The 23041-nt window shown below is 71.6% G+C and carries 17 protein-coding genes; 8 read left to right on the forward strand and 9 right to left on the reverse strand.

The window, feature by feature from the left end:
* The first annotated feature begins 19 nt into the window (after positions 1-19).
* Positions 20-1267 carry a hypothetical protein gene (locus Dac01nite_RS00145; protein WP_203652761.1) on the forward strand — a complete coding sequence of 416 codons (1248 nt, stop codon included), beginning with the start codon at positions 20-22 and terminating at the stop codon, positions 1265-1267.
* An 18-nt stretch (positions 1268-1285) separates the two neighbouring features.
* Here Dac01nite_RS00145 and smc read toward each other — a convergent pair whose 3' ends face one another.
* Entirely contained in the window at positions 1286-4846 is a 3561-nt protein-coding gene (gene smc, locus Dac01nite_RS00150; RefSeq protein WP_203652762.1) for a chromosome segregation protein SMC, read from the reverse strand.
* Between the two features lie 156 nt (positions 4847-5002).
* Between smc and Dac01nite_RS00155 the strand changes: the two genes are divergently transcribed.
* Positions 5003-7057 (forward strand): acyltransferase family protein, encoded by a 2055-nt coding sequence (locus Dac01nite_RS00155; RefSeq protein WP_203652763.1) that lies wholly within the window; start codon positions 5003-5005, stop codon positions 7055-7057.
* A 30-nt stretch (positions 7058-7087) separates the two neighbouring features.
* Here Dac01nite_RS00155 and Dac01nite_RS00160 read toward each other — a convergent pair whose 3' ends face one another.
* Both Dac01nite_RS00160 and ndk read right to left on the reverse strand, forming a co-directional pair.
* Positions 7088-7699, reverse strand: a complete 612-nt coding sequence (locus Dac01nite_RS00160) for a TIGR00645 family protein (protein ID WP_203652764.1) — start codon at positions 7697-7699, stop codon at positions 7088-7090.
* Positions 7696-8118, reverse strand: coding sequence for a nucleoside-diphosphate kinase (gene ndk / locus Dac01nite_RS00165; RefSeq protein WP_203652765.1), 423 nt, complete (start codon positions 8116-8118; stop codon positions 7696-7698). Before ndk ends, Dac01nite_RS00160 begins: the two co-directional genes overlap by 4 nt.
* 68 nt (positions 8119-8186) lie before the next feature.
* Between ndk and Dac01nite_RS00170 the strand changes: the two genes are divergently transcribed.
* Entirely contained in the window at positions 8187-8693 is a 507-nt protein-coding gene (locus Dac01nite_RS00170; protein WP_239066430.1) for an adenine phosphoribosyltransferase, read from the forward strand.
* A gap of 5 nt (positions 8694-8698) precedes the next feature.
* On the opposite strand, the gene Dac01nite_RS00175 is transcribed toward Dac01nite_RS00170, so the two are convergent.
* From Dac01nite_RS00175 to Dac01nite_RS00185, 3 genes are read right to left on the reverse strand one after another with little or no spacing between them, the layout of a single operon-like run.
* A complete protein-coding gene (locus Dac01nite_RS00175; protein ID WP_203652767.1) occupies positions 8699-9193 on the reverse strand; it encodes a hypothetical protein in 495 nt (164 codons plus the stop codon).
* Entirely contained in the window at positions 9190-9636 is a 447-nt protein-coding gene (locus Dac01nite_RS00180) for a DUF4233 domain-containing protein (protein WP_203652768.1), read from the reverse strand. Before Dac01nite_RS00180 ends, Dac01nite_RS00175 begins: the two co-directional genes overlap by 4 nt.
* Positions 9633-11039 (reverse strand): bifunctional folylpolyglutamate synthase/dihydrofolate synthase, encoded by a 1407-nt coding sequence (locus Dac01nite_RS00185; RefSeq protein ID WP_203652769.1) that lies wholly within the window; start codon positions 11037-11039, stop codon positions 9633-9635. The genes Dac01nite_RS00180 and Dac01nite_RS00185 overlap by 4 nt, the downstream gene beginning before the upstream one ends.
* 88 nt (positions 11040-11127) lie before the next feature.
* Between Dac01nite_RS00185 and Dac01nite_RS00190 the strand changes: the two genes are divergently transcribed.
* Positions 11128-11781 carry a cyclase family protein gene (locus Dac01nite_RS00190; protein WP_203652770.1) on the forward strand — a complete coding sequence of 218 codons (654 nt, stop codon included), beginning with the start codon at positions 11128-11130 and terminating at the stop codon, positions 11779-11781.
* A gap of 9 nt (positions 11782-11790) precedes the next feature.
* On the opposite strand, the gene Dac01nite_RS00195 is transcribed toward Dac01nite_RS00190, so the two are convergent.
* Entirely contained in the window at positions 11791-13230 is a 1440-nt protein-coding gene (locus Dac01nite_RS00195) for a bifunctional folylpolyglutamate synthase/dihydrofolate synthase (RefSeq protein WP_203652771.1), read from the reverse strand.
* A 206-nt stretch (positions 13231-13436) separates the two neighbouring features.
* On the opposite strand from Dac01nite_RS00195, the gene Dac01nite_RS00200 reads away from it, so the two are divergent.
* A complete protein-coding gene (locus Dac01nite_RS00200; RefSeq protein ID WP_203652772.1) occupies positions 13437-14600 on the forward strand; it encodes a hypothetical protein in 1164 nt (387 codons plus the stop codon).
* A 10-nt stretch (positions 14601-14610) separates the two neighbouring features.
* Here Dac01nite_RS00200 and ileS read toward each other — a convergent pair whose 3' ends face one another.
* Positions 14611-17844, reverse strand: coding sequence for an isoleucine--tRNA ligase (gene ileS, locus Dac01nite_RS00205; protein WP_203652773.1), 3234 nt, complete (start codon positions 17842-17844; stop codon positions 14611-14613).
* A gap of 262 nt (positions 17845-18106) precedes the next feature.
* Here ileS and Dac01nite_RS00210 point away from each other — a divergent pair, with 262 nt between their 5' ends.
* From Dac01nite_RS00210 to Dac01nite_RS00220, 3 genes are all read left to right on the forward strand, one after another.
* Positions 18107-19747: a DUF885 domain-containing protein gene (locus tag Dac01nite_RS00210; RefSeq protein WP_203652774.1), complete on the forward strand. Its 1641-nt coding sequence runs from the start codon at positions 18107-18109 to the stop codon at positions 19745-19747.
* 62 nt (positions 19748-19809) lie between these two features.
* Positions 19810-20193, forward strand: coding sequence for a VOC family protein (locus Dac01nite_RS00215; RefSeq protein ID WP_203652775.1), 384 nt, complete (start codon positions 19810-19812; stop codon positions 20191-20193).
* Complete coding sequence (locus Dac01nite_RS00220; RefSeq protein ID WP_203652776.1) at positions 20186-21415, forward strand: PQQ-dependent sugar dehydrogenase; 1230 nt, start codon at positions 20186-20188, stop codon at positions 21413-21415. Before Dac01nite_RS00215 ends, Dac01nite_RS00220 begins: the two co-directional genes overlap by 8 nt.
* A 22-nt stretch (positions 21416-21437) precedes the next feature.
* On the opposite strand, the gene Dac01nite_RS00225 is transcribed toward Dac01nite_RS00220, so the two are convergent.
* Positions 21438-23012, reverse strand: a complete 1575-nt coding sequence (locus Dac01nite_RS00225; protein ID WP_203652777.1) for an FAD-dependent oxidoreductase — start codon at positions 23010-23012, stop codon at positions 21438-21440.
* Positions 23013-23041: the final 29 nt, after the last annotated feature.

Consider the following 23041-nt stretch of genomic DNA (forward strand, 5'->3'; position numbering starts at 1 on the left):
CAGCGGCTACCCTCCCACCATGGACAACGCTCGGACCGGCCGGAGGGCCGTGGCGTGGATCGTGGCGGGCGCAGTCGTGATCGTGGGGATCGTGGTGGCGGTCGCGCTGGCAGCGCGACCCTCAGGCGACGCTGCCGTCGCGGGATCCGCCTCGCCGACTGCAGGCGACGTCTGCGGTGGCGTCGCGGACCAGTCTATCGCGCTCGACCAGCAGGTCGTGGGCCCGGAGCCGCGCACGTGCTTCGTCCTCGCCGAACGGCGCCAGGTCACCGTGGGGGCGGCCGCGCTGGAACCGGACGATGCGGTGGTGCTGGCCGTGCTCGACGTCGACGGGACGGAGCTGGGCGGGGCGCAGAGCGAGGCCGGCTGGGACCCCGAGGTGAGCCTCACCCTCGAGCCGGGCACCTACGTCATCGAGGTGACGGGGACGGCAGGCGCCACTCCCCCGTTCCTGATCTACACGGCGACGTTCCCCGCGACGGCGGAGGAGCCCGCCGACGCTGCGCAGCTGCCGCCCCTGGACGCGTGCGGCGCGGACGTGCCGACGGTGAGGGACGATGCGCCGGTCACCGTGAGCGCGGCCGCAGGCGAGTCGGCCGCTCACTACGCGTGCCTCGAGATCGAGGAGGCCGGCTTCGTCAAGGTGGGCCTCGCCTCCGCGGAGCCATCGGATCAGGACGCACCGGACCTCCAGCTCGCGGTCTACCGCCACGGCGAGCAGCCCACGCTGGTACGCACCGCCGACGATGCGATCGGCCTGGATCCCGAGATGTCGCTCGATCTCGAGCCGGGCACGTACCTGCTCGAGGCCACCGCATGGTTCGACCTGCCCACAGGTGAATTCGAGTTCTACGTGGACGACGACGCGGACCTCTTCCGCCGCGGAGAGGTCACGTCCCTGCACGCGGACGCGACGGCCGCGCTGTGCGCGGACGCGCCGGCGCTCGCGCCGGGCGAGGCCATCACCGTCGACGGCGAGGGCACCTACGTGTGCGTCACGGTCCCGAGCGACCAGCGCCTCACGCTCGAGGCGGCGACGCTGAGCGACCAGGACCTGGTGCTGGAGGTCATCGGCTTCGAGGACTCGGGCGCGCCGTACCGTCTCGCGTTCGCGGACGAGAACCCGTACTCCGATGTGCTCGCCAACGTGGATCCGCTGATCGACCAGGTGCTGCCCGCCGGCACGTGGCTGGTGGCGGTCACGACGTACTACACCGGCGTCGCCGCTGACTACGACGTCGCCGTGCAGCCCGCGGTGGCGCGGTAGCCGCGACGGCGCCGGCGCTCAGGCCGCGTCGTCGTCCTTGAGACGCTGGGAGATCACGGTGGTGACGCCGTCGCCCCTCATGGTCACGCCGTAGAGCGCGTCGGCGATCTCCATGGTGCGCTTCTGGTGCGTGATCACGATGAGCTGGCTGTCCTCCTGCAGCTCGGTGAAGATCTCCAGCAGACGGCCCAGATTCGCGTCGTCGAGCGCCGCCTCGACCTCGTCCATCACGTAGAACGGGCTGGGGCGCGCCTTGAAGATGGCGACGAGCATCGCCACCGCCGTGAGGGAGCGCTCGCCTCCTGACAGGAGGGACAGTCGCTTGACCTTCTTGCCCGCCGGGCGAGCCTCGACCTCGATGCCGGTCTCGAGCATGTTCTTGGGGTCGGTGAGCACCAGCTTGCCCTCGCCGCCGGGGAACAGCCGGGGGAAGATCCGGTCGAACTCGCGCTGCGTGTCCGCGAACGCCTCGACGAAGATGCGCTCCACGCGATCGTCGATCTCCCGCACGATCTCCAGCAGGTCCTCGCGCGACCTCTTGATGTCGCTCAGCTGCGTCTGCAGGAACGTGTGCCGCTCCTCGAGCGCCGCGAACTCCTCGAGCGCGAGCGGGTTGACCCGCCCCAGCTGCCCCATCGCCCGCTCGGCGGTGCGCAGCCGCTTCTCCTGGGCGGAGCGCACGAACGGCTCGGTGGGCTGCTCCCCGGTGTCGGGGTCGGGCTCGGCGTCCGTGACCGGCACCGGCAGGTGCGGGCCGTACTCCTCGACCAGCTGCGACGGATCCATGCTGAGATCGTCGATCGCACGCTGCTCCAGCTGCTCCAGCCGCACCTTCTGCTGCGCGCGCGCCACCTCGTCACGGTGGACGTCGTCGGTCAGCCGGCGATGCTCGTCGGCGTGCTGCTCGACGAGCGCGCGCACGTCCGCCAGCTCGGACGTGCGTTCGGAGCGCGCGGCCTCCGCGGCCGCCCTGGCGTCGTCCGCCCGGGCGACGGACACGTCGATGGCCGCGAGCGCATCGGCCGTGCCGGCGATGACCTCGCGCGCGGCCTGTGCCTGGCGCTCGCGGCGCCTGGCCGCCTCCTCGGCACGGGCGCGGGCGTCGCGCTCGGCGACCACCGCGCGCTCGAGCGACTCGGCGCGCGCGGCGAGGGCACGCGCCCGCTCCTCCGCCGTGCGCAGGGCCAGGCGGGCCTCGGTCTCCCGGGCACGCGCGGCCACGGCCGCCTGAGCGTCCTCGTCGCGCTGCGACTGCGCCTGAGCGGTGTCCGCCTCGGTCTGCTCGGGCTCGGCCTGGGCGGCGGCCAGCCGCTCCGCAAGGCTCGAGAGCTCTTCGGACTGCGTCGCCATGCGCTCCTGCGCGGCGGCGATCTGGGTCTCGAGCCGCTCGGCGTCGGCGCGGGCTGCACGGGCGGAGGCGCCCAGGTGGCCCAGCTGCTCGGCGACCGCGGACATGCGGGCGTCGGACTCGTTGAGCCGCTCGAGCGTGCGCTCGAACGCCGTGCGCGCCTGCGCTGCCCGCTCCTCCGCCTCGCGGATCGCGAACGTGGTGGACTCGACGCTCCCGGTGGCCGCATCGCGCTTGGTCCGCGCCTCGTCCAGAGCGGCCTGCATGTGGAGCACGCTGGGCGCATCCCCGGCGCCGCCCTGCGCGTTCTGCGCCCCGAGCAGGTCGCCCCGGCGGGTGACGGCGACCACGTCCCGGTGGGCGGACACGACCGCGCGTGCGGCTGCGAGGTCATCCACCACCGCGACCCCGGACAGGAACGAGCGCACGGTGTCGACGATGCCCGCCGGGCCGGAGACCAGGTCCGCCGCCCAGGCAGCGCCGTCCGGCAGCGCGACGTCGGGGTTGGTGACGGTCGCTCCCGCGTCGCCCACGAGGAACCATGAGCGGCCCGCGTCCTCGTCGCGCAGCCAGCGGATCGCGTCCACCGCGTCCTCGACCGAGTCGACGGCGACCGCGTCCGCGAGCCCGCCCAGGGCGGCAGCGACGGCGTCCTCCGCGTCGTCCGCGACATCGATGAGCGCGGCGACGGTGCCGCGCACGGAGCGGGAGCCGGAGGCCAGCAGCGCGCCGGCGCCGTCCTTGCGCGCCAGCGACATGTCGAGCGCCTCGACCTTGGCCGCCCAGGTGTCGCGCTCGCGCATCGCGCCGTTCAGCGCGTCCTTGAGCGCGTCGAGGGCGGACTTGGCCTCATCCCACTCCTCGGTGGCGGCCTCGTGCTGCTCGTCGAGATCCTCCTCGCCCTCCTCCACGGAGGCGACCTGCTGCTCGAGATGCTGGAACTCGGTGGTCGCCTCGTGCGCGCGGCGCTCCGCGTCGGCGAGCGCCTCGCGCAGGCGGCCGATCTCCGCCTCGGCCGCCTCGACGCTCGAGCGGCGAGCGGAGACGTCGCCCGCGAGGCGGGCGACTCCCTCGCGGCGGTCCGCGACGGAGCGCAGCAGGTTGGCGAGGTGCTTCTCGGAGCCCTCGGCGACCTGCTCGGCCTCGCGACGGCCGGCCTCGGCCTCCTCGAGCGCGGTCGCGGCCGCCGCGACCTCGGAGTCCAGCTCCGCCTTCGCGCTGCGGGCGCGCTCGAGCTGCTCGTCCAGATCCACCAGATCCGTGGGAGGCGCCTCCTGCGTGGCGTTGCCGAGCATCCGCAGACGCTCCTCGGCGAGACCGGCCAGGTTGCGCAGCCGCTCGCGGATCGCGCTCAGGCGGTAGTAGATGTCGTTGGCCTTGGTCAGCGCAGGCGTGGACTCGGCGGCCGTGCGCTCGAGGTCCGCGAGGCGGGCGCGGGCCTCGGACAGCGCCTTCTCGACCTCGGCACGGCGCTGGTTCAGCGCCGTCTCGTCCGCCTGCTCCTGCTCGAGCTGCGCGGTCAGCTGAGCGAGGTCGTCAGCGAGCAGGCGCGCGCGAGCGTCGCGGACATCGACCTGGATGCGCTGCGCCTGACGCGCGACCTCGGCCTGCTTGCCCAGCGGGCCCAGCTGGCGGCGGATCTCCGCCGTGAGGTCCTGCACGCGCGTGAGGTTGCCCTGCATCGCGTCGAGCTTGCGCAGGGCCTTGTCCTTGCGCTTGCGGTGCTTGAGGATGCCCGCGGCCTCCTCGATGAAGTGGCGGCGGTCCTCGGGGGTGGCGCGCAGCACGGCGTCCAGCTGCCCCTGCCCCACGATCACGTGCATCTCGCGGCCCAGGCCGGAGTCGCTCAGGAGGTCCTGGATGTCGAGCAGGCGGCACGGCGAGCCGTTGATCTGGTACTCCGAGCCGCCCGAGCGGAACAGCGTGCGGGTGATCGTCACCTCGGTGTACTCGATGGGCAGGGCGCCGTCCGAGTTGTCGATCGTGAGCGAGACCTCCGCGCGGCCCAGCGGTGCGCGGCCGGAGGTGCCGGCGAAGATGACGTCGTCCATCTTGCCGCCGCGCAGCGTCTTCGCTCCCTGCTCGCCCATCACCCAGGCGAGCGCGTCGACCACATTGGACTTGCCGGAGCCGTTGGGGCCCACCACGCAGGTGACCCCCGGCTCGAACTCGAGCGTGGTCGCGGACGCGAACGACTTGAAGCCGCGCAGCGTCAGCGTCTTGAGATGCACGGGGTCAGCCTAGGGGACGTGGGCCGTCGACCGTGCGAGGCGTGCGGCGAGCGTGCCCGCCGAGGGAAGTACCATGTCTGCCGAGCATCGTCCCCTCATCTCTGGAGTCCCATGCCCCACGCGGTCTCGTCCCGTTTCAGGCTCGACATCGAAGGCATGCGTGCGGTCGCCATCGGACTGGTGCTGGTCTACCACGCCGGGGTCACGTTCCTGCCGGGTGGCTTCGTGGGCGTCGACGTGTTCTTCGTCATCTCCGGATTCCTGATCACCGGCATGCTGGTGGCGGAGGCGGAGAAGCGGGGCACCATCTCGCTGCGGCGCTTCTACGCGCGCAGGGCGAAGCGCCTGCTGCCCATCGCCTCCGTGGTGCTCGTGGCCGCCGCGATCGTGACCGCGACGGTGCTGCCCGTGTCCGAGTCGCGGACGTTCGGCGTGGACATCGCGGCGGCGGCGCTGTACGTCGTGAACTGGACTCTCGCCGGGCGATCCGTCGACTATGCGGCCCAGGACGTCGGCGCCTCCCCCGTGCTGCACTTCTGGTCGCTGTCCGTCGAGGAGCAGTTCTACATCGCGTGGCCGCTGCTGCTGATCCTGGTCCTCGTGCTCGTGCGCAAGCGCCGTTCCCTGGTGCGGCCCACCATGGGCGTGGCCCTGCTCGTCATCGTCATCCCGTCCTTCGTGTGGTCCGTGGTCCTCACGGGGCGTCAGGACCCCAGCGCGTTCTTCGTCACCACGACCCGCCTGTGGGAGCTGGGCATCGGCGCCCTGCTGGCCATCGCCACCCCCCTGGTGAGGCGCCTGCCGGCGTGGAGCGGCCACGTGCTCGCAGCGACCGGACTCGCGGCCATCGGCTACGCGGCCGTGACGTTCCGGGACACGATGGGGTGGCCGGGCTCGGCGGCCCTGGTGCCGGTGCTCGGCACCGCAGCGATCATCGCGGCCGGGAACATCGTCCCCGCGGGGGCGTTCCAGCGCCTCCTGTCGTGGAGGCCGCTGGTGTGGATCGGCGGGCTGTCCTACTCGCTGTACCTGTGGCACTGGGTGGTGCTGGTCGCCGGTCGCGACGGGTTCGGGCTGGAGGGCGCGCGGTGGGGCATGGCGCTCGTGGCGCTGTCCTTCATCCCCGCGTGGGTGGGCCACCACCTGATCGAGAACCCCGTGCGGTTCTCGGAGCGCCTGTCCGTGGGCAGCACCACTGCCCTCGTCACCGGCGCGGCGTGCAGCCTCGTCGGAATCGTCGCAGGGCTGTCGGTGGCGACCTTCGCGGCGCCGGCGACCACGTCCGAGGTCGCCGGCGGAGCCGAGCAGGCGCACCTCGGCGCCGTGGCGCTGGGCTCGGACCCGTCAGCCAGCGTGCTGGGAACGCCCCGCGACTCCTACCCGGTGATCTGGCCGCCGCTGGCCGACGCCGGCATGGACATCCCGTCCTACGACCGCGCGGAGTGCTTCACCGCGCCCACGGAGTCGGAGGCCAAGGCGTGCGACTTCGGCGACGTCGACTCGGACGTGCATCTGGTCGCCGTGGGCGACTCGAAGCTCGCGCAGTGGTACGACGCGCTCGACCTGGTGGGCAAGGCCAACGGGTGGCGGCTCACGATGTACTCCAAGGGCTCGTGCCCGTTCTCCGACTCGGGCCGCGTGCGCGACGAGCAGACGTGGCAGGTGTGCAGCGACTGGAACGACGCGACCCTCGACGCGATCCTCGCGTCGCAGCCCGACGCGGTGATCACCTCGCAGGGATCGAAGGTCGCGGTGCTGCCGGAGAACGAGGCCACCGCCACGGAGACCGAGGAGGATGCGATCACCGGCCTCACCCGCCGCTGGCAGACGCTCGCGGATGCGGGCATCCCGGTGATCGTGCTCGCGGACAACCCGCGCCCCCCATCGGGATACGACGCGATCACCTGCCTCACCGACAACGCGCAGGACGCGACGGCATGCGCGTTCCCCGGCGACGCGGCCGTGGACGCGAGCGGCATCCCGGCGCAGTCGGCCGCAGCCGCCGCCGTCCCCGGCACGGTCACGGTGGACCTCAACGACTACATCTGCCCGGCGCAGCAGTGCGCCCCGGTGATCGGCGAGGTGATCATCTACCGGTCGGGCGCGCACATCACGAACTCGTATGCCGTGTCCCTGGTGCCCGTCGCGATCGAGCGCTTCGCGACGGCCGCGCGCGAGGTGGGCGTCGCCGTCCCGGCGTCGTCCGCCTGACCTCAGTGCGTGGCGCCCGAGCGCGCCGCGCTAGCGCGCATCGGCCGTCGAGACGTCCGCCTCGTCGGTGAGCGTGTCCGGGTTCAGGCCCTTGGCCTTGAGCTTGGTCTCCAGCAGCAGCGCCTGACGCTTGGCTCCCCAGTAGTCCATGACCGCGAACAGCAGTCCGGAGATCACGAACGTGAAGTGCAGGCCGATGCGCCACGCGACGGCCTCGTAGTCCAGCTGCTTCGCGGGATCCGCGGCCGCCACGAAGTCCTTGAGCAGGAGGATCACGGAGATCGCGACGAGCGAGCCGATGAGCTTCATCTTGAGCCCGGAGAAGTCCACGGTGCCCATCCACGACGGGCGGTCCTCGGAGTCCTCCGCGACCTTGATCTTGGACACGAAGTTCTCGTAGCCCGCGAAGATCACGATCAGGATCAGGTTGCCCAGCAGCGCGATGTCGATGAGCGACAGCACGGCCACCGTGACCTCGTCCGCGGACTGCTCCATCGAGAAGTCATCGATGAGGTGCCACAGCTCGCCGAAGAACTTGAGCGCGACGATCACCAGTCCGGCGAGCAGCCCCACGTACATGGGGGCGAGCAGCCAGCGGCTGGCGAACAGGCTCCGCTCGAGCCCATCCTCGAACCGGTTCATGCGAGGCCCGGGAACCAGATGCCGATCTCGCGCGCGGCGGACTCCTCCGAGTCCGAGCCGTGCACGAGGTTCTGCAGGACCTTCGTGGGCCACTGGCGGCCCAGGTCGCCACGGATGGTGCCGGGCGCGGCGGTGGTGGGATCGGTGACGCCCGCGAGCGAGCGGAAGCCCTCGATCACGCGCTCGCCCTGCGCGACGATCGCGAGGGTGGGTCCGGAGAGCATGAACTCGACCAGCGGCTCGTAGAAGGGCTTGCCCACGTGCTCCTCGTAGTGCTGCTCGAGCAGCTCGGGCGTGGCCTGGCGCAGCTCGACGGCCACGAGCGTGTAGCCCTTGGCCTCGATGCGCCGCAGGATCTCCCCGGACAGGCCGCGCTGGACGCCGTCGGGCTTCACAAGGATCAGAGTGCGTTCCGTCATGGCGGACAGCCTAATGGCGAGCGGCCGATGCGCGGGTTCAGAGCCGTGCCGGTGGGAGGATGGTAGACGTGATCACCCTCGACGACTTCGACACCTACCCCGACTTCCCCGTGCCGGGAGTGCTGTTCTACGACATCAGCCCCATCCTGGGCGATGCGGCGACCTTCAGGACCGCGTGCGCGGCGCTGATGCCACGCGAGCCCGTGGACGTCGTGGTGGGCGTGGACGCACGCGGCTTCATCTTCGCGCCGGTGGTCGCGCAGCAGCTCGACGTGGGCATGGCGATGGTGCGCAAGAAGGGCAAGATGCCCGGCGTGCTCCTGGAGTCCACCGCGACCATCGAGTACGGAGCCTCGGACCTCGTCATCAGCCCCGTCGGCATCGAGAACAAGCGTGTGCTCGTGATCGACGACGTGCTGGCGACGGGCGGCACCGCCGCAGCCGTGGCGGAGATGCTCCATCGCGCCGGAGCGACCAGCGTCGAGTTCAGCTTCCTGCTGGAGCTCGATGCGCTGAACGGGCGGGAGGCGCTGGACGGCCACACCGTCACGTCCGTGGTGCGCGTGCCGGCCTGAGCCGCTCAGTCGGTCGCGGGCCGCGCCTGGGGACGCTTGTACCCGGGGGCCCAGCGCACGCCCAGCAGCACGAGCGCCACGATGATCAGGGCGCTCATGATCACCTGGAAGCCCACGAAGCCGGGGTTGGGGTCCATCGGGACCGAGTCGAGGCCCCTGATGTAGCCCGCGTGCGTCGCCACGGACGTGATGAGCGCGGCTCCCGGCAGCACGATGAGGATCACCAGGAACCACACCGGCAACTGCGCGGTGCCGGGATGCTCCCGCAGATAGTCAGACCACTGCCGGACGGCGTAGAACGTGGACAGGTTGACCAGCGCGAGTCCCACGAACATCGTCACGTAGACGCGCATCGGCGTGCTGACGTCGGCACCCTCGATCACCATCGCGAAGTTGATCAGCGACGTGCGCTCGAGCGCCCACACCACCATCGTCAGGCCCACGACACCCGCGGCGAGGGCGCCGCCCACGCGCCGCAGGAGCGACCTGGTGGTGCTCACTGGCTGGACTCCGTGGCGCCGCCGGCGTCGCCGGCGCTCGCGGCCGCGTCTCGCTCGGCACGCTCGCGGTCGATGCGGCCGCCGAGGCGCAGGCCCATGATCCAGATCACCAGGAACACCGCGCCGATGACCGCGATCGCGGGAACGATCAGCCCGGCGAGCAGCATGGGGACCTGAAGGATCCAGCCCAGGATCCGTCCCCAGCGCCTCTTCTGCTGGCCCGACGCGTAGCCGAGGGCGAGCATGAGCGCCACGCCGCCGCCCAGCATCCAGCCGGGCGCGGCATCGATGAGCCCGTTGCGCGCGAAGCTCCACGCCACGAGGGTCGCGAACAGGGCGGCGAACGCCTCGAGCACGAGCACGGCCTGCGTGAACACGAGCGTCGCGGGGCGCTGGGGCTTGGCGGGCGCCTCGGCGTCCCGTGGCTGCGGCTGGTCCGTCATCGGGCGCGGCCCGCCCCCTTGCGCTTGTCGGCGCCCATGAGGATGCGCGCCTCCGCGACCACGGTCACCGATCCGACCACGAGCACGCCCGCGCCCATGTCGTGAACGCTCTCCGCGGCCTGGACCGCGCGGTCGATCGCGTCCGGAAGGTCGCTCGCCTGGCTCACCCGGTCCTCCCCGAACACGTCGCGAGCGATCTCGGCGAGCTCGTGCGCGGGGATGGCGCGGGGGGAGGCCGATGCGGTCACGACCACGTGGTCGAGCACGCCTTCGAGTCCGGCGAGGATGCCCTCGGCATCCTTGTCCGCGAGCACGCCCACGACGCCCACGAGGGACTCGAAGGCGAAGGACTCGTCGAGGGCGCCCACGAGCGCGTCGATGCCGGCCGGATTGTGCGCGACGTCGACGAGGACCATGGGCGAGGTGCGCACGGACTCGAGGCGACCGGGAGAGGTCACCGCGCCGAATCCGGCCTCGACGGTCTCGCCGTCGAGCGCCTGCGGCTCGCCGCCGTCCGCGAGCAGAGCCTCCGTGGCCGCGAGCGCGAGCAGCGCGTTGCGGGCCTGGTAGTCGCCGTACAGCGGGACGAAGATCTCGGCGTAGGTCGCAGCGGGGGTGCGCAGCGTCACGAGCTGACCGCCCACGCCGGGCTGGCGATCCACGACCTCGAGGTCGTGGCCCTCCCACAGCGCACGGGCGCCTCGCTCCGCGACGGCGTTCAGCAGCACGGGGGTGACCGCGTCCGACTGCTCCGCGATGATCGCGGCCGCTCCGTCCTTGATGATGCCGGCCTTCTCGCGGGCGATGCCGGCGAGGTCGTCTCCCAGCCACTGCGCGTGGTCCAGGCTCACGGTCGACACCACGGCCACGTCGCCATCCGCGACGTTGGTCGCGTCCCAGACGCCTCCCATGCCGACCTCGACGACGGCGACGTCCACAGGAGCGTCGGCGAAGGCGGCGTACGCCAGCACCACGAGCACCTCGAAGAAGCTCAGGCGAGGGCCGCCGCCGTCGATCGACTTCGCGTCGACCATGTGGATGATCGGGGCGACCTCCTGCCACAGGCGGATGAAGTCCGCCTGCGAGATGGGCTCGCCGTCGATCTGGATGCGTTCGCGCACCGAGGTCAGGTGCGGCGACGTGAACAGCCCGGTGCGCAGCCCGTGCTCGCGCACCAGGGACTCCACCATGCGCGCGGTCGACGTCTTGCCGTTGGTGCCGGTGAGGTGCACCACCTTGAAGGCCGACTGCGGGCTGCCGAGCAGATCGGTGACCTCGCGCACGCGCTCGAGCGTGGGCTCGAAGTCGTGCTCGGGGTTGCGGGACAGGATGTGCTGGTAGATCTCGCGCTCTGCCTCATCAGGAGTGAGGCCGCCGAGCGTGAGGTCGCTGGGGTCAGGCATGCGGACAGTGTCCCACGCACCCGCGCAGGCGCGCCTCCGCCGCGCGACCGACTTGGGCACGGGGTTGTCCCGGACCTAGACTCGCGCCATGGGCGCACGCATCGTCGACCTCTCCCAGACCGTCGCTGACGGCACCGTGACCACACCGGGCCAACCGGCAGCGCGCATCGGCTGGTGGCGCGATCACGCGGACACCGCCGCGCTGTACGAGGAGGGCACCTCCTTCGCGTTCTCCCACCTCGACATCATCGGCGGCACCGGCACCTACATGGATGCCCCGCTGCACCGCTTCCCCGATGGCACCGATGCGCGGGACATCGACCTCGCGAGGGTTGCCGGGGTTCCCGGGGTGGTGGTCGATGCCGCCGGCGCCGTGGGGGCCGATGCGTTCACGGGCATCGATCTGGAGGGTCGCGCGGTGCTGGTGCGCACCGGCTGGTCGGTCCGGTTCGGGAGCCGCGACTACGCCACAGGCCACCCGCACCTGACTGGCGAGGCGGGCGACCTGCTCGCCGCATCCGGGTGCGCGCTCGTCGGGATCGACACCCCCAACATCGACGGCACCGCGACCGGAGCGCGACCCGTGCACACGGCGCTGCTCGCGGCCGGCATCCCCATCGTGGAGCACCTCGCGAACCTCGCCGCGCTGCCCCGCCACGGCTTCGTCTTCACGGCGCTGCCGCTGCCGTTCGTGGGCCTCGCCACGTCCCCCGTGCGCGCGATCGCGACGCTCGACGCGTGAGCCGAGCCCCTACGCGGGCACGGACTCCGCCGAGGACTCCCCCGCATCGGCCAGCCGGCCGGAGGCGTCCTGGGTGACCTCCGCCTCGTGCTCGCGCTGCACCAGCGTGCGCGCCTGCGCGACCAGCGTGATCGAGCCTGCGACCAGCACTCCCGCCTCACCGTCGCGCTCGAGCGCCATCGCCGTCGCCCGCTCCAGAGCATCGGCCACGGACGGCGACACGCTCACCCGGTGGGACCCGAACACCTCGCGCGCGGACGCCGCGAGCTCGTCGACGGGAGTCGCGCGGGGCGAGGAGGTCTCGGTGACGATCACGTGGTCCAGGACCGTCTCGAGCCCGGCCAGGATGCCCTCGGCGTCCTTGTCCGCCAGCACCGCGACGACGCCCACCACCGAGTCGAAGCCGAAGCTCTCGCCCAGCGCGCCCACGAGCGCCGTCACGCCATGGGGGTTGTGGGCGGCATCGACCACGACCGTGGGCTGATCCGCGATGACCTCGAGCCGTCCGGGCGACGTGGAGCCGGCGAAGCCGCGCGCGACCGCCTCGTCATCCAGGCCCATGCCGCGCAGCTCGAGAGCCGCCTCGACGGCCGCGAGCGCGATCATCGCGTTCTGCGCTTGGAAGTCGCCATGCAGCGGCACCAGCACGTTGTCGCGGGTGCTCGTCAGGGTGCGCAGCGCCACCACCTGGCCTGCGGGGCTGGCCTCGCGCGCGATCACGTCGTGGTGCAGCCCCTCCCAGCGCACCACTGCGCCGCGCAGAGCAGCCACCCCGCGGATGATGTCCTCCGCCACCACCGGCTGGGTGGCGGAGACCACGACCGCTCCGGGCTTGATGATCCCCGACTTCTCCGTCGCCACACCCGTGATGCCGCCCACGAAGTAGGTGGAGTGGTCCTCGGCCATGGGGGTCAGGACGGCCACCTCGCCGCGCACCACGTTGGTCGCATCGCGCGCACCGCCGATGCCCACCTCGATGACGGCCACGTCCACGCCCGCGTCCGCGTACGCGCACAGGCCCAGGACGGTGAGCACCTCGAAGAAGCTCATGAGCGGCCCGCCGGCCGCGAGCGAGCGCGCGTCGACGGTGGAGATCGCCGGGGCGACGCGCTCCCACAGGCGCACGAGCGCGTCCTGCGGCAGCGGCTGCCCGTCGAGCTGGATGCGCTCCCGGAAGGTCGTCAGGTGAGGCGACGTGAACAGGCCCGTGCTGAGGCCGTGGGCGCGCAGCAGCGACTCGATCATGCGGCTCGTGGACGTCTTGCCGTTGGTGCCGGTGATGTGCACGGCTCGCAGCGAATGCTGGGGATCGCCCAGCAGCTCGAGCGCCGCGGCGACCCGTCGCATCTTGGCGTCGTGGTCCGCGTGGGTGGGGCGGGAGAAGATCAGCGCGTCGATCTGACGCTCGGCGTCGGCGGGGCTCAGCCCCACCATGGAAGGGAGATTCACAGCGATATTGTGCGGCATCCGAGGGCGCTCCGCTGACCATCCGCGAAGCCGGGCCGAGAGGCCGCTCTACCACCGCATCTACCAGGGGTGACAGAAGCAACGGCGCGACCGCGGCGAGGGTTCGTGGCGGCACCCCAGCGGGGCGAGCGCCACGGCCGTGGCACCTCTCCCGCCGCGTGTCCGGTTTGTCCGCTACTGTCGGGCGCATGATCAACGCCGATGCTGCCCGCCCCGTCCGCACCCGCCGAGCGCTCGTCGCCGCCGCCCTTGCGATCGCCTCCGCGGCACTGCTCGCCGTGCCCGCCGCCGCCGGGACCGCCGCGACCGCCGTGGACACCGGCGTCGACAGCGCCGTCAGCACCGGCGCGACCACCGCCCGCGCTCAGGCCGCCACGACCATGCGCGATCTGTCCGGCGGCGTGCTGCGAGTGTCAGGAGACACCAAGGTCGTGGGCGACGGCACGCGTGCGTCCTGCACGGCGGCGACCCTCGCGTACGCGATGCGGTCCGGCGGGTCCATCTCGTTCGACTGCGGCTCGACCCCCATGACCATCGCGCTCGACCGGACCCTGTTCACGTGCAACACGCACAACTGCAAGCACGCGTGGCAGGGAGGCATCCCGGTCGAGGAGATGACGCTCGACGGCGGCGGGCTCATCACGCTCAGCGGCGGCGGCGAGCGCGGCATCTACTACGCGAACTCGTGCGAGCCCTCGTTCGGCTGGCTGTCGTCGAGCTGCCAGAACGACCACACCCTCGAGGTCACCTTCCGCAGCATCGGCTTCACGCGGGGCAACGCCACCAAGGGAATGCCGGGCAAGGCGAGCGTGGGCGGCGGCGGTGGAGGCGGCGCGATCGCGATGCGCGGCAACGAGCTCACCATCGAGAACTCGTGGTTCTACAACAACAAGTGCATGACCTACCACTCGGACGCCGGCGGCGGCGCGGTGCGCGTCACCGGCATGGAGGTGCCGGTGACCATCACGGGCAGCACCTTCAAGAAGAACTGGTGCGCGAACGGCGGCGCGATCTCCAGCCTGCACGCGTCGCTGGACATCACCGACTCGAAGATCTACCACAACACCGCCACCGGCCGTGGCGCCTCGAGCGGCCGCGGCGGCAACGGTGGCGGCGTGTACTTCGACGGCACGTCCGACAACGTCGCCATCACCCGCACCTCGGTCTGGGACAACAAGGCGTTCGAGGGTGGCTCCGGCATCTTCTACGTGTCGAACAACCGCACGGGGTCGCTGACCATCACTGACTCCAAGGTGTTCGCGAACACCCGAGAGACGTTCTGGACCAACCCCTACCGCGACATCTTCTTCAAGGGCCGTTCGCTGAACGTCAGCGGCGGGATCGTCCGGTAGCCTCCGCCGTCTACGGCGAGACCTTCGCGACCGCGACGTCGAGCTCGGAGCCCGCGATGATCTCCACCTGCGCATCGCCCGTGGCCGGGTCCTGCGCGAGAGTCTCGCGAGCGATGAGCTCGCGCCACGCCTCGGTGGCGCCCACGCGGTCCATCGGCACGCGCAGGGTGAGCCGGATGCGGTCGGACACGTTGAGCCCTTCCGCCTTGCGGGTGTCCTGCACCGTGCGGATCACGTCGCGGGCGTAGCCCTCGGCCTCGAGCTCCTCGGTGATCGCGGTGTCGAGCAGCACGAAGCCGCCCGCCGGGAGCACCGCCGCGGCCTCCTGCGCGTCCGCGGCGCCGCCGCCGATCACGGTGGCGAGCTCGAACTCGCCCTCGATGAGCGCGATGCCGCCCGACACGACGTCGCCGCCGGACAGCAACGACCAGTCGCCGGTCTTGGCGCCCGTGATCGCGGCCTGCACGTCCTTGCCGATGCGAGGCCCGGCAGCGCGGGCGTTCACGGACAGCCGCTGCTTGACCGGATGCGCCGCAGTGAAGTCGTCGATGGTCTCGACCTGGACGGCCTTGACGTTGAGCTCTGCGGCGATGAGTGCCGCGTAGGGCTCGAGCTGCCCCGGCGAGGCCACCGCGACCGTCAGCGTGGACAGCGGCTGACGCACGCGGATCTGCTCCTTCTTGCGCAGCGCGTGCGCGGTGGAGACCACCTCGCGCACCTGGTCCATGACGCCGCCCAGCGACTCGTCGCGCCAGGCCGCGGGCGCGACCGGATAGTCCGTGAGGTGCACCGAGCGCTCGCCGGTGAGCCCGCGCCAGATCTCCTCGGTGAGCAGCGGCAGCAGCGGCGCCGCCACCCGGGTGACGGTCTCGAGCACGGTCCACAGGGTGTCGAACGCAGCCGCGTCCTCGTCCCAGAACCGGTCGCGCTGCGTGCGCACGTACCAGTTGGTCAGCAGGTCCATGAAGGCCTGCAGCGAGTCCGAGGCGCCGGGCACGTCGTAGACCTCGAGCTGCGCTCCCATGGCGTCCATGAGCTCGGCGGTCTTGGCCAGCACGTAGCGGTCCATCGTGGGCAGGCCGGCCACGGCATCGTCCTGGATGGCCGAGGCACGGTAGCCCTGGCCGCCGTTCGCGGCACCGGCATAGAGGCTGAAGAAGTAGTAGGAGCTCCACAGCGGCAGCATCACCTCACGCACGCCCTCGCGGATGCCCTCCTCCGTCACGACGAGGTTGCCGCCGCGCAGGATGGGGCTGCGCATGAGGAACCAGCGCATCGCGTCGGAGCCATCGCGGTGGAACACCTCGTTGACGTCCGGGTAGTTGCGCAGGGACTTGCTCATCTTGCGGCCGTCGGAGCCCAGCACGATGCCGTGCGAGATGCAGGTGGTGAAGGCCGGGCGGTCGAACAGGGCGGTGGCGAGCACGTGCATCACATAGAACCAGCCGCGGGTCTGGCCGATGTACTCGACGATGAAGTCCGCCGGGTGGTGGGTGTCGAACCACTCGCGATTGTCGAACGGGTAGTGGACCTGCGCGAAGGGCATCGACCCCGAGTCGAACCACACGTCGAACACATCCGGGATGCGACGCATGGTCGCCTGGCCGGTGGGGTCGTCCGGGTTGGGACGGGTGAGCTCGTCGATGTACGGACGGTGAAGGTCCGGCTGGCCCTCCTCGTTCAGGGGCAGGCGTCCGAAGTCCCGCTCGAGCTCGTCGAAGCTGCCGTAGACGTCGGTGCGCGGGTACGCCGGGTCGTCGGACACCCACACGGGGATGGGCGTGCCGAAGTAGCGGTTGCGGGAGATGGACCAGTCGCGGGCGCCCTCGAGCCACTTGCCGAACTGGCCCTCCTTGATGTGCTCCGGGACCCAGGTGATCTGCTCGTTCAGCTCGACCATGCGGTCGCGGAACTGGGTGACGCCGATGAACCAGCTCGAGATCGCGCGGTAGATGAGGGGGTTGCGGCAGCGCCAGCAGTGCGGATACGAGTGGTCGTAGGTCTCGTGGCGCAGCACGAGGGCGCGCTCCTTGAGGCCGGCGATGATGGGCTTGTTCGCCTCGAAGACCTGCAGGCCCTCATAGTCAGGCACCTCACTGGTGAAGCGGCCCTTGGGGTCCACCGGCACCACGGTGCCGATGCCGGCCTGCGCGCACACCGCCGCATCGTCCTCACCGAATCCGGGCGCGAGGTGCACGATGCCCGTGCCGTCCTCGACGGACACGAAGTCCGCCGCGAGCACCTGGTGGGCGTTCTCCCACTGCGCGAAGTAGCCGAACGGCGCCTGATAGGTCAGCCCGGCCAGGTCCGCGCCGGCGAGAGTCGCGACCACGGTCGCGCCCTCCCCCAGCTCGCGGGCGTAGGCGCTCACGCGCGCCGCCGCCATCACGATGCGCCGGCCCGCGAAGTCGCCCTCGACCGGCGAGACCACCACGTACTCGATGTCCGGCCCCACCGCGATCGCGAGGTTGGACGGCAGGGTCCACGGCGTGGTGGTCCAGATCACGGCCGATGCGCCGGTGAGGGCCGTCTTCACGTCCTCGCCCAGCGAGGTGGCAGCCACCGCATCGGCGTCGAGCGGCAGCAGCACCGTGAGCGCAGGGTCCTGGCGCATCTGATAGACGTCGTCGTCCATGCGCAGCTCGTGGTTGGACAGCGGGGTCTCGTCGCGCCAGCAGTACGGCAGCACGCGGTATCCCTCGTAGGCCAGGCCCTTGTCGTGCAGCGACTTGAACGCCCAGATCACGGACTCCATGAAGGTGGGGTCCAGCGTCTTGTAGTCGTTCTCGAAGTCCACCCAGCGCGCCTGACGGGTGACGTACTCCTGCCACTCGTCGGTGTAGCGCAGCACGGAGTCGCGGCATGCCTTGTTGAAGGCCGCGATGCCCATCTCCTCGATCTGGGACTTGTCCGTGATCCCGAGGATCCGCTCCGCCTCGAGCTCCGCCGGCAGGCCGTGGGTGTCCCACCCGAACCGGCGCTCGACCTTCTTGCCGCGCATGGTCTCGAAGCGCGGCACCACGTCCTTCGCATACCCGGTCAGCAGGTGGCCGTAGTGCGGCAGACCGTTGGCGAAGGGCGGGCCGTCGTAGAAGACGTACTCGTCCGCGTCCGCGCGGTTGTCGATCGACGCCTGGAAGGTGCCGTCCTCCTTCCAGTGCGCGAGGACGTCCTCCTCGATCGCGGGGAAGGACGGGGATGCGGGAACCTCGCCGGAGGGCCGGTGCAGGGGGTACGAGCTCATGATTCCTCTGGTGGTACGGGCGTCGACTCCTGCGAGGACGCCCCGGCCGTGCGGCCGATGCGCGGTACCACCCCGCTTGCACCCTGTGGGTGCCGCTCTGTCTCGCTGTGACGGGCTGCCCGTGCGGTTCTACTGAGCAGACGCATCGGCCGATGCGCGGCTGCCGTTCTTCCGCAAGCTCGCCGGTGATGGCCGGGTCGACGCTGCTGGGGACAGTGTACCGGCCCAGCGCTGGCCGGGAGCAGCGTCGTAGGGTCGGGTCATGGACGATCTCACTGCCCTGGCCGACGACTTCTACGCCTTCACGCTCGCTGCGAGCCCGCTGGACCACATGTGGGACGGCAAGCTCGACCACCTTGCCGAGTGGGACGACTTCACGCCCGCGGGCACCGCGTCCCGGGTGGCGCGCGCCCAAGAGTTCGCGCAGCGCGCCGCGGCGTTCGACACCGCAGGCGATCCCCAGTCGACCGCCCTGCGGGACGCCGTCGAGGCCGCCGCCTCGTCGATGGCGCGCGGCGCGCAGTGGAGCACCGAGCTCGAGTTGCTCAACCCCAAGATGGGCGCGTTCGAGCTCGTGATGTCCTTCATCGACAACTACCCGCTCACGACCGCCCAGCACGGCGAGGACTACCTCGAGAAGCTGCGTGGGATGCCCGCGGCCTTCCAGCAGATCGCCCAGGTCGCGACCGCATCGGCCGAGCACGGCGTGGTGGCGCTCGCGAGCCACCTCACCGCGGGTGCGGATGCCGTCGCCACGTACCTGTCGAGCCCGGAGGGCGACGAGGACCGGCTCGCCGCGCAGGAACCACCCACGGAGCTGGGCGCCGATGCGCGGGCAGCGTGGGCGGCCGAGCGCTCCCGGATCATCGCGGAGGTGGTCCGGCCGGGACTGGCGGTGTTCGAGGCGTCGCTGCGCTCGCTTGCGGCCAGCGGCATGCCGGACGACAAGCCTGGCCTGGTGCACCTGCCAGGCGGCGCGCAGGCGTACCAGGACAAGATCTACGCGCACCTGCTGCTCGAGCGCACCGGCGAGGAGATCCACCAGATCGGCCTCGACACGGTGGCCTCGATCGAGGACGAGTACCGCGCGATCGCCCCCGAGGTGCTGGGCACGGAGGACATCGCGCAGATCTACGCGGCCCTGCGTGACGACCAGAGCATGAAGTACACGGACGCCCAGACGCTGATCACGGACGCGGAGCGCGCGCTTGCGAAGGCGGAGGCGGCCGCGCCCGAGTGGTTCGCCGTGATCCCTCAGAGCCCCTGCAGGGCCGTGGCGACGCCGTTCGGCGCGATGGCGTACTACTCGTCGCCGGACCTCGAGACCGGCAAGGTGGGCACCTTCTACTTCAACACCTCGCATCCCGAGGCATGGTCCACGTACGAGCTCGAGGCGATCGTGTTCCACGAGGGCATCCCTGGTCACCACCTCCACCTCGCGCTCAACGCGGAGAACACCGCGCTCCACAAGGTCCAGCGGGAGATGCACTCGACTGCCTACGCGGAGGGCTGGGGGCTGTACACCGAGCGGCTCGCGGACGAGATGGGCCTGTACAGCTCGCCGCTGTCGCGCCTGGGCATGCTGAGCGCGGACTCGCTGCGGGCGTGTCGCCTGGTGGTCGACACCGGCATGCACGCGCTGGGCTGGTCGCGCGAGCAGGCCATCCAGTACATGCTCGACCACACGCCCATGGACCGCGGGCACATCGAGCAGGAGGTGCACCGGTACATCGGGCTTCCGGGCCAGGCGCTCGCCTACATGATCGGCCGGCTCGAGATCCTCGACATGCGCCGCGAGGCCCAGCAGCGTCCGGGCTTCGACATCCGCGACTTCCATGACCGCTTCCTGCGCCACGGATCGGTCCCGCTGTCCACGGCGCGCCAGCAGGTGCTGGCGGACTGAGCGCCGCCGCCGCGCGCCGCGGCTCATCCGGGCCGACACTGGAACCGAGAGAGGAGATCACCATGCTCGGAGACAGCAAGGCCTTCGGTGCGTTCTCGACGGACTCGGTCGAGACGGCCGCCCATTTCTACGGCGAGGTGCTCGGCATCGACGCCAGGGTGGACCATGAGATGGGCGCCATGCTCACGCTCACCTTCCCGCACGGCGCAGAGTTCTTGGTCTACGAGAAGGAGGACCACGAGCCGGCGTCGCACACCGTCGTGATGTTCCCCGTCGAGGACGTCGAGGAGGTCGCGGCCCGGCTCACGGAGGCGGGTGTGGCACTCGAGCGGCTCCCGTGGACAGACGACGACGGGATCGCACGCGACCGCGAGCACGGCATGGAGACCGCGTGGTTCAAGGACCCAGCCGGGAACTGGTTGAGCATCCTGCGTGTCGATGAGTGAGCGGGGCACGCGCCGCCTGCCGGCCGCATCGGTGGTGGTGATGCTGCTCGCGGTCGCCGGTTGCTCAGCGGATGCAGACCCCGCTGAGGAGCCGTCGGCGACGCCGCCTGACCTCCCCGGCATCACCGCAGGACCCGGTGGCGACGAGCCCGGCGTGGACGCGCCGTCGGTGGACCCGCGCATCGGCTCGGTGACGGTGACCGGCGTCGAGGACGTGGCGACGGCCCTGGCCGCGCCGTGGGAGGCGCACTTCCTGCCGGACGGCTCGGCTCTCGTGACCGAGCGCGACGCCGGCCGGATCCAGCGCGTCGACCGCACAGCCGTGACGGAGCTGACGGGACCGGGGGCGGACGCGCTGGCCGCGGTCGTGGACGCCAGCGGCGAGGCGGGGCTGCTGGGCATCACGACCCTCCCGGGCGACGCGAGCGTGGTCTACGCCTACGTCACGCGCGCGGACGGCAACGCGGTGGTGCGCATGGAGCTGGACGGCGACGAGCTGTCCGCCCCCACGGACGTGATCAGCGGCATCCCCAAGGCCGCCAATCACGACGGCGGCCGCATCGCCTTCGGCCCCGACGGCCACCTCTACATCGCCACCGGCGACGCCGCCCAGCCGCGCCTCGCGCAGGAGCGGGACTCGCTCGCGGGCAAGATCCTCAGGGTGGTCGCGGACGGGACACCGGCGGATGGCTCCGTGCCCGAGGGCAATCCCTTCGAGGACCTCGTGTGGTCCATGGGACACCGCAACGTGCAGGGGCTCGCGTGGCTGCCGGACGGCACCATGGTCGCCTCGGAGTTCGGACAGTCCGACGCTGACGAGCTGAACGTCATCGTGCCCGGCGCCAACTACGGCTGGCCCGAGGTCGAGGGGCTCATCGGCGCCCCGGACGGCACCGAGCTCGCGCAGACCGTCGACGGCTTCACCTACCCGGTGGCGCAGTGGCAGCCCACCTCGGCGGCGTCCCCCAGCGGGATCGCTGCGACGGAGGCGGGAGTGTTCGTGGCCGCCCTGCGCGGCCAGGCGCTGTTCTGGGTGCCGTACTCGACCGGCGCGGGCTTCGGCGAGCCCCAGACGGTGCTCGATGGCGTGGGTCGCATCCGCGCCGCGGTGACGGATCACGGCGGCGAGCTCTACGTGCTGACCAACAACACCGACGGCCGGGGCAGCCCGGCGCCGGGAGACGACCGCCTCATGCGCCTCGACCTCGAGACGGGGCCCTGACCGGCGGTGCAGTCGCGGGCGCTCACACGTGCGGACCCGGCACCACGCCCACGGTGTCCACGAGCGCCTGCTCGGTCGCGGCGGATCCGGGAGAGCGCAGCACGGCGCCGATGTGACGGTCGGGACGCACCACCGCGACCGACCCGGCCCGCAGGCGCGTGCCGCGCGGCGCGCGCTCCACCCGCACGGCGACCACGCCGTCGGGGACGGGAGGCGGGTCGCACGCCACGGCCACCACGGCGGCGCGTCCCGCGATGGGCGCGAACAGCCGGCGGCCGTCGGGGAGCACCACGTTCGGCATGCGCCGGCCCACGGGTCCCCACCCCAGGCGCGAGCGTCCCGCCAGGCGCCGCGAATCGCGCGCCACGTAGCGCAGGTCCCGCATCGACAGGCGGCGGGTGAGCAGCCTCGTGAACCAGCCCGAACGGGTGGCGACCCGCATCGCGAGGAAGCCCAGCGGTCGCATCCACGGCGGCGTCGCGAACTCGAGCATCGAGTTCATGCGGGCGCGCCGCGCCACCACATCCGCGGCGTGCTCGCGCTCTCCCGCGTAGCCGTCGAGCATCGCCTCCACCGTGGGGGCGTCGCCCCGCCCTTCCGCCGCCACCGCGGCGGCGAGTGACCACGCGAGGCACTCGGCGTCCTGGATACCCTGGTTCATGCCCTGACCGCCGGCGGGCGAGATGAGGTGCGCGCTGTCGCCGGCGAGCAGGATCCTCTCCCCCAGCCGGAAGTGCGGCACCCGCTGCTGGTACAGCGTGGTCTGGCTCTGCCACACCACCCGGAGGTCGCGCGGCCCGAACAGCTCGTGCGAGAGCGCCTCGAGCTCCTCGATCGGGCGATCCGGCTTGCGCGGCGGCGGGCCGTCGGTCGAGGTGGTGCTCGCGGACGTCAACGGCTCGCGGGAGGCGAGCACGCGCCACCGGCCGGAGCTGAAGCGCAGGCCCGCGAGCAGGCCGGGGCGCCGCGACACCATGCGCACCGGGGCGAGATCCTCGTCCTCGTCGAGCTCGATGTCGAACACCAGCAGGTCGACGTCGATGATCGAGCCGTGGTGGCGCGAGCCCTGGCTCTCCCTCACGGCCGATCGCGAGCCGTCGGCCCCCACCACGTACGCTCCGCGCACGTCTCGCCCCGCGGCGCCGGCACTGCCCGCCACATGGACGGTGACGCCGTCGCGGTCCTCCGTGGCGCCGGTGACCTCGCCGTGCACCAGGGTGATCGCGGGCTGGGCGGCCACGGCCTCGCGCAGCAGCGCCTCGGTGGACGACTGCGGGATCAGCAGCAGCCCCGGCATGGCGCTCTCGCCGGACAGGGCGGTGAAGTCGACGGTGAAGATGGGCCGCCCGGTCTCGATCGCGACAGGCGCGATCGCATCGCGGGCGTCCCCGGCAGCGAGCAACGGTGCGCTCAGTCCCCACGAGTCGAGGATCTCGAGCGTGCGACCCCACACGCCGAACGCCTTCGATCCCACCGTGGGCTCCGTGCGCCTCTCGATCAGCACGCTCTCGACGCCGTGATGCGCGAGCCCCAGCGCGGTCGCCATGCCCACGGGCCCAGCACCCACCACGACCACGGGCGCGTCTGGGATCGGCATGGGCGGTTCACCTCCTGGTGTTGGGCATG

It is taken from the genome of Demequina activiva, assembly GCF_016862815.1.
Taxonomy (GTDB): Bacteria; Actinomycetota; Actinomycetes; order Actinomycetales; family Demequinaceae; genus Demequina; species Demequina activiva.

Excerpts from the sequence above, each read along its gene's own strand:
- Dac01nite_RS00155 (WP_203652763.1), top strand. The coding sequence starts at position 5,003 with ATGCGTGCGGTCGCCATCGGACTGGTGCTGGTCTACCACGCCGGGGTC.
- Dac01nite_RS00185 (WP_203652769.1), bottom strand. The coding sequence starts at position 11,039 with ATGCCTGACCCCAGCGACCTCACGCTCGGCGGCCTCACTCCTGATGAG.
- Dac01nite_RS00225 (WP_203652777.1), bottom strand. The coding sequence starts at position 23,012 with ATGCCGATCCCAGACGCGCCCGTGGTCGTGGTGGGTGCTGGGCCCGTG.
- ileS (WP_203652773.1), bottom strand. The coding sequence starts at position 17,844 with ATGAGCTCGTACCCCCTGCACCGGCCCTCCGGCGAGGTTCCCGCATCC.
- Dac01nite_RS00200 (WP_203652772.1), top strand. The coding sequence starts at position 13,437 with ATGATCAACGCCGATGCTGCCCGCCCCGTCCGCACCCGCCGAGCGCTC.
- Dac01nite_RS00190 (WP_203652770.1), top strand. The coding sequence starts at position 11,128 with ATGGGCGCACGCATCGTCGACCTCTCCCAGACCGTCGCTGACGGCACC.
- Dac01nite_RS00145 (WP_203652761.1), top strand. The coding sequence starts at position 20 with ATGGACAACGCTCGGACCGGCCGGAGGGCCGTGGCGTGGATCGTGGCG.
- ndk (WP_203652765.1), bottom strand. The coding sequence starts at position 8,118 with ATGACGGAACGCACTCTGATCCTTGTGAAGCCCGACGGCGTCCAGCGC.
- Dac01nite_RS00210 (WP_203652774.1), top strand. The coding sequence starts at position 18,107 with ATGGACGATCTCACTGCCCTGGCCGACGACTTCTACGCCTTCACGCTC.
- Dac01nite_RS00215 (WP_203652775.1), top strand. The coding sequence starts at position 19,810 with ATGCTCGGAGACAGCAAGGCCTTCGGTGCGTTCTCGACGGACTCGGTC.
- Dac01nite_RS00220 (WP_203652776.1), top strand. The coding sequence starts at position 20,186 with ATGAGTGAGCGGGGCACGCGCCGCCTGCCGGCCGCATCGGTGGTGGTG.
- Dac01nite_RS00180 (WP_203652768.1), bottom strand. The coding sequence starts at position 9,636 with ATGACGGACCAGCCGCAGCCACGGGACGCCGAGGCGCCCGCCAAGCCC.
- Dac01nite_RS00160 (WP_203652764.1), bottom strand. The coding sequence starts at position 7,699 with ATGAACCGGTTCGAGGATGGGCTCGAGCGGAGCCTGTTCGCCAGCCGC.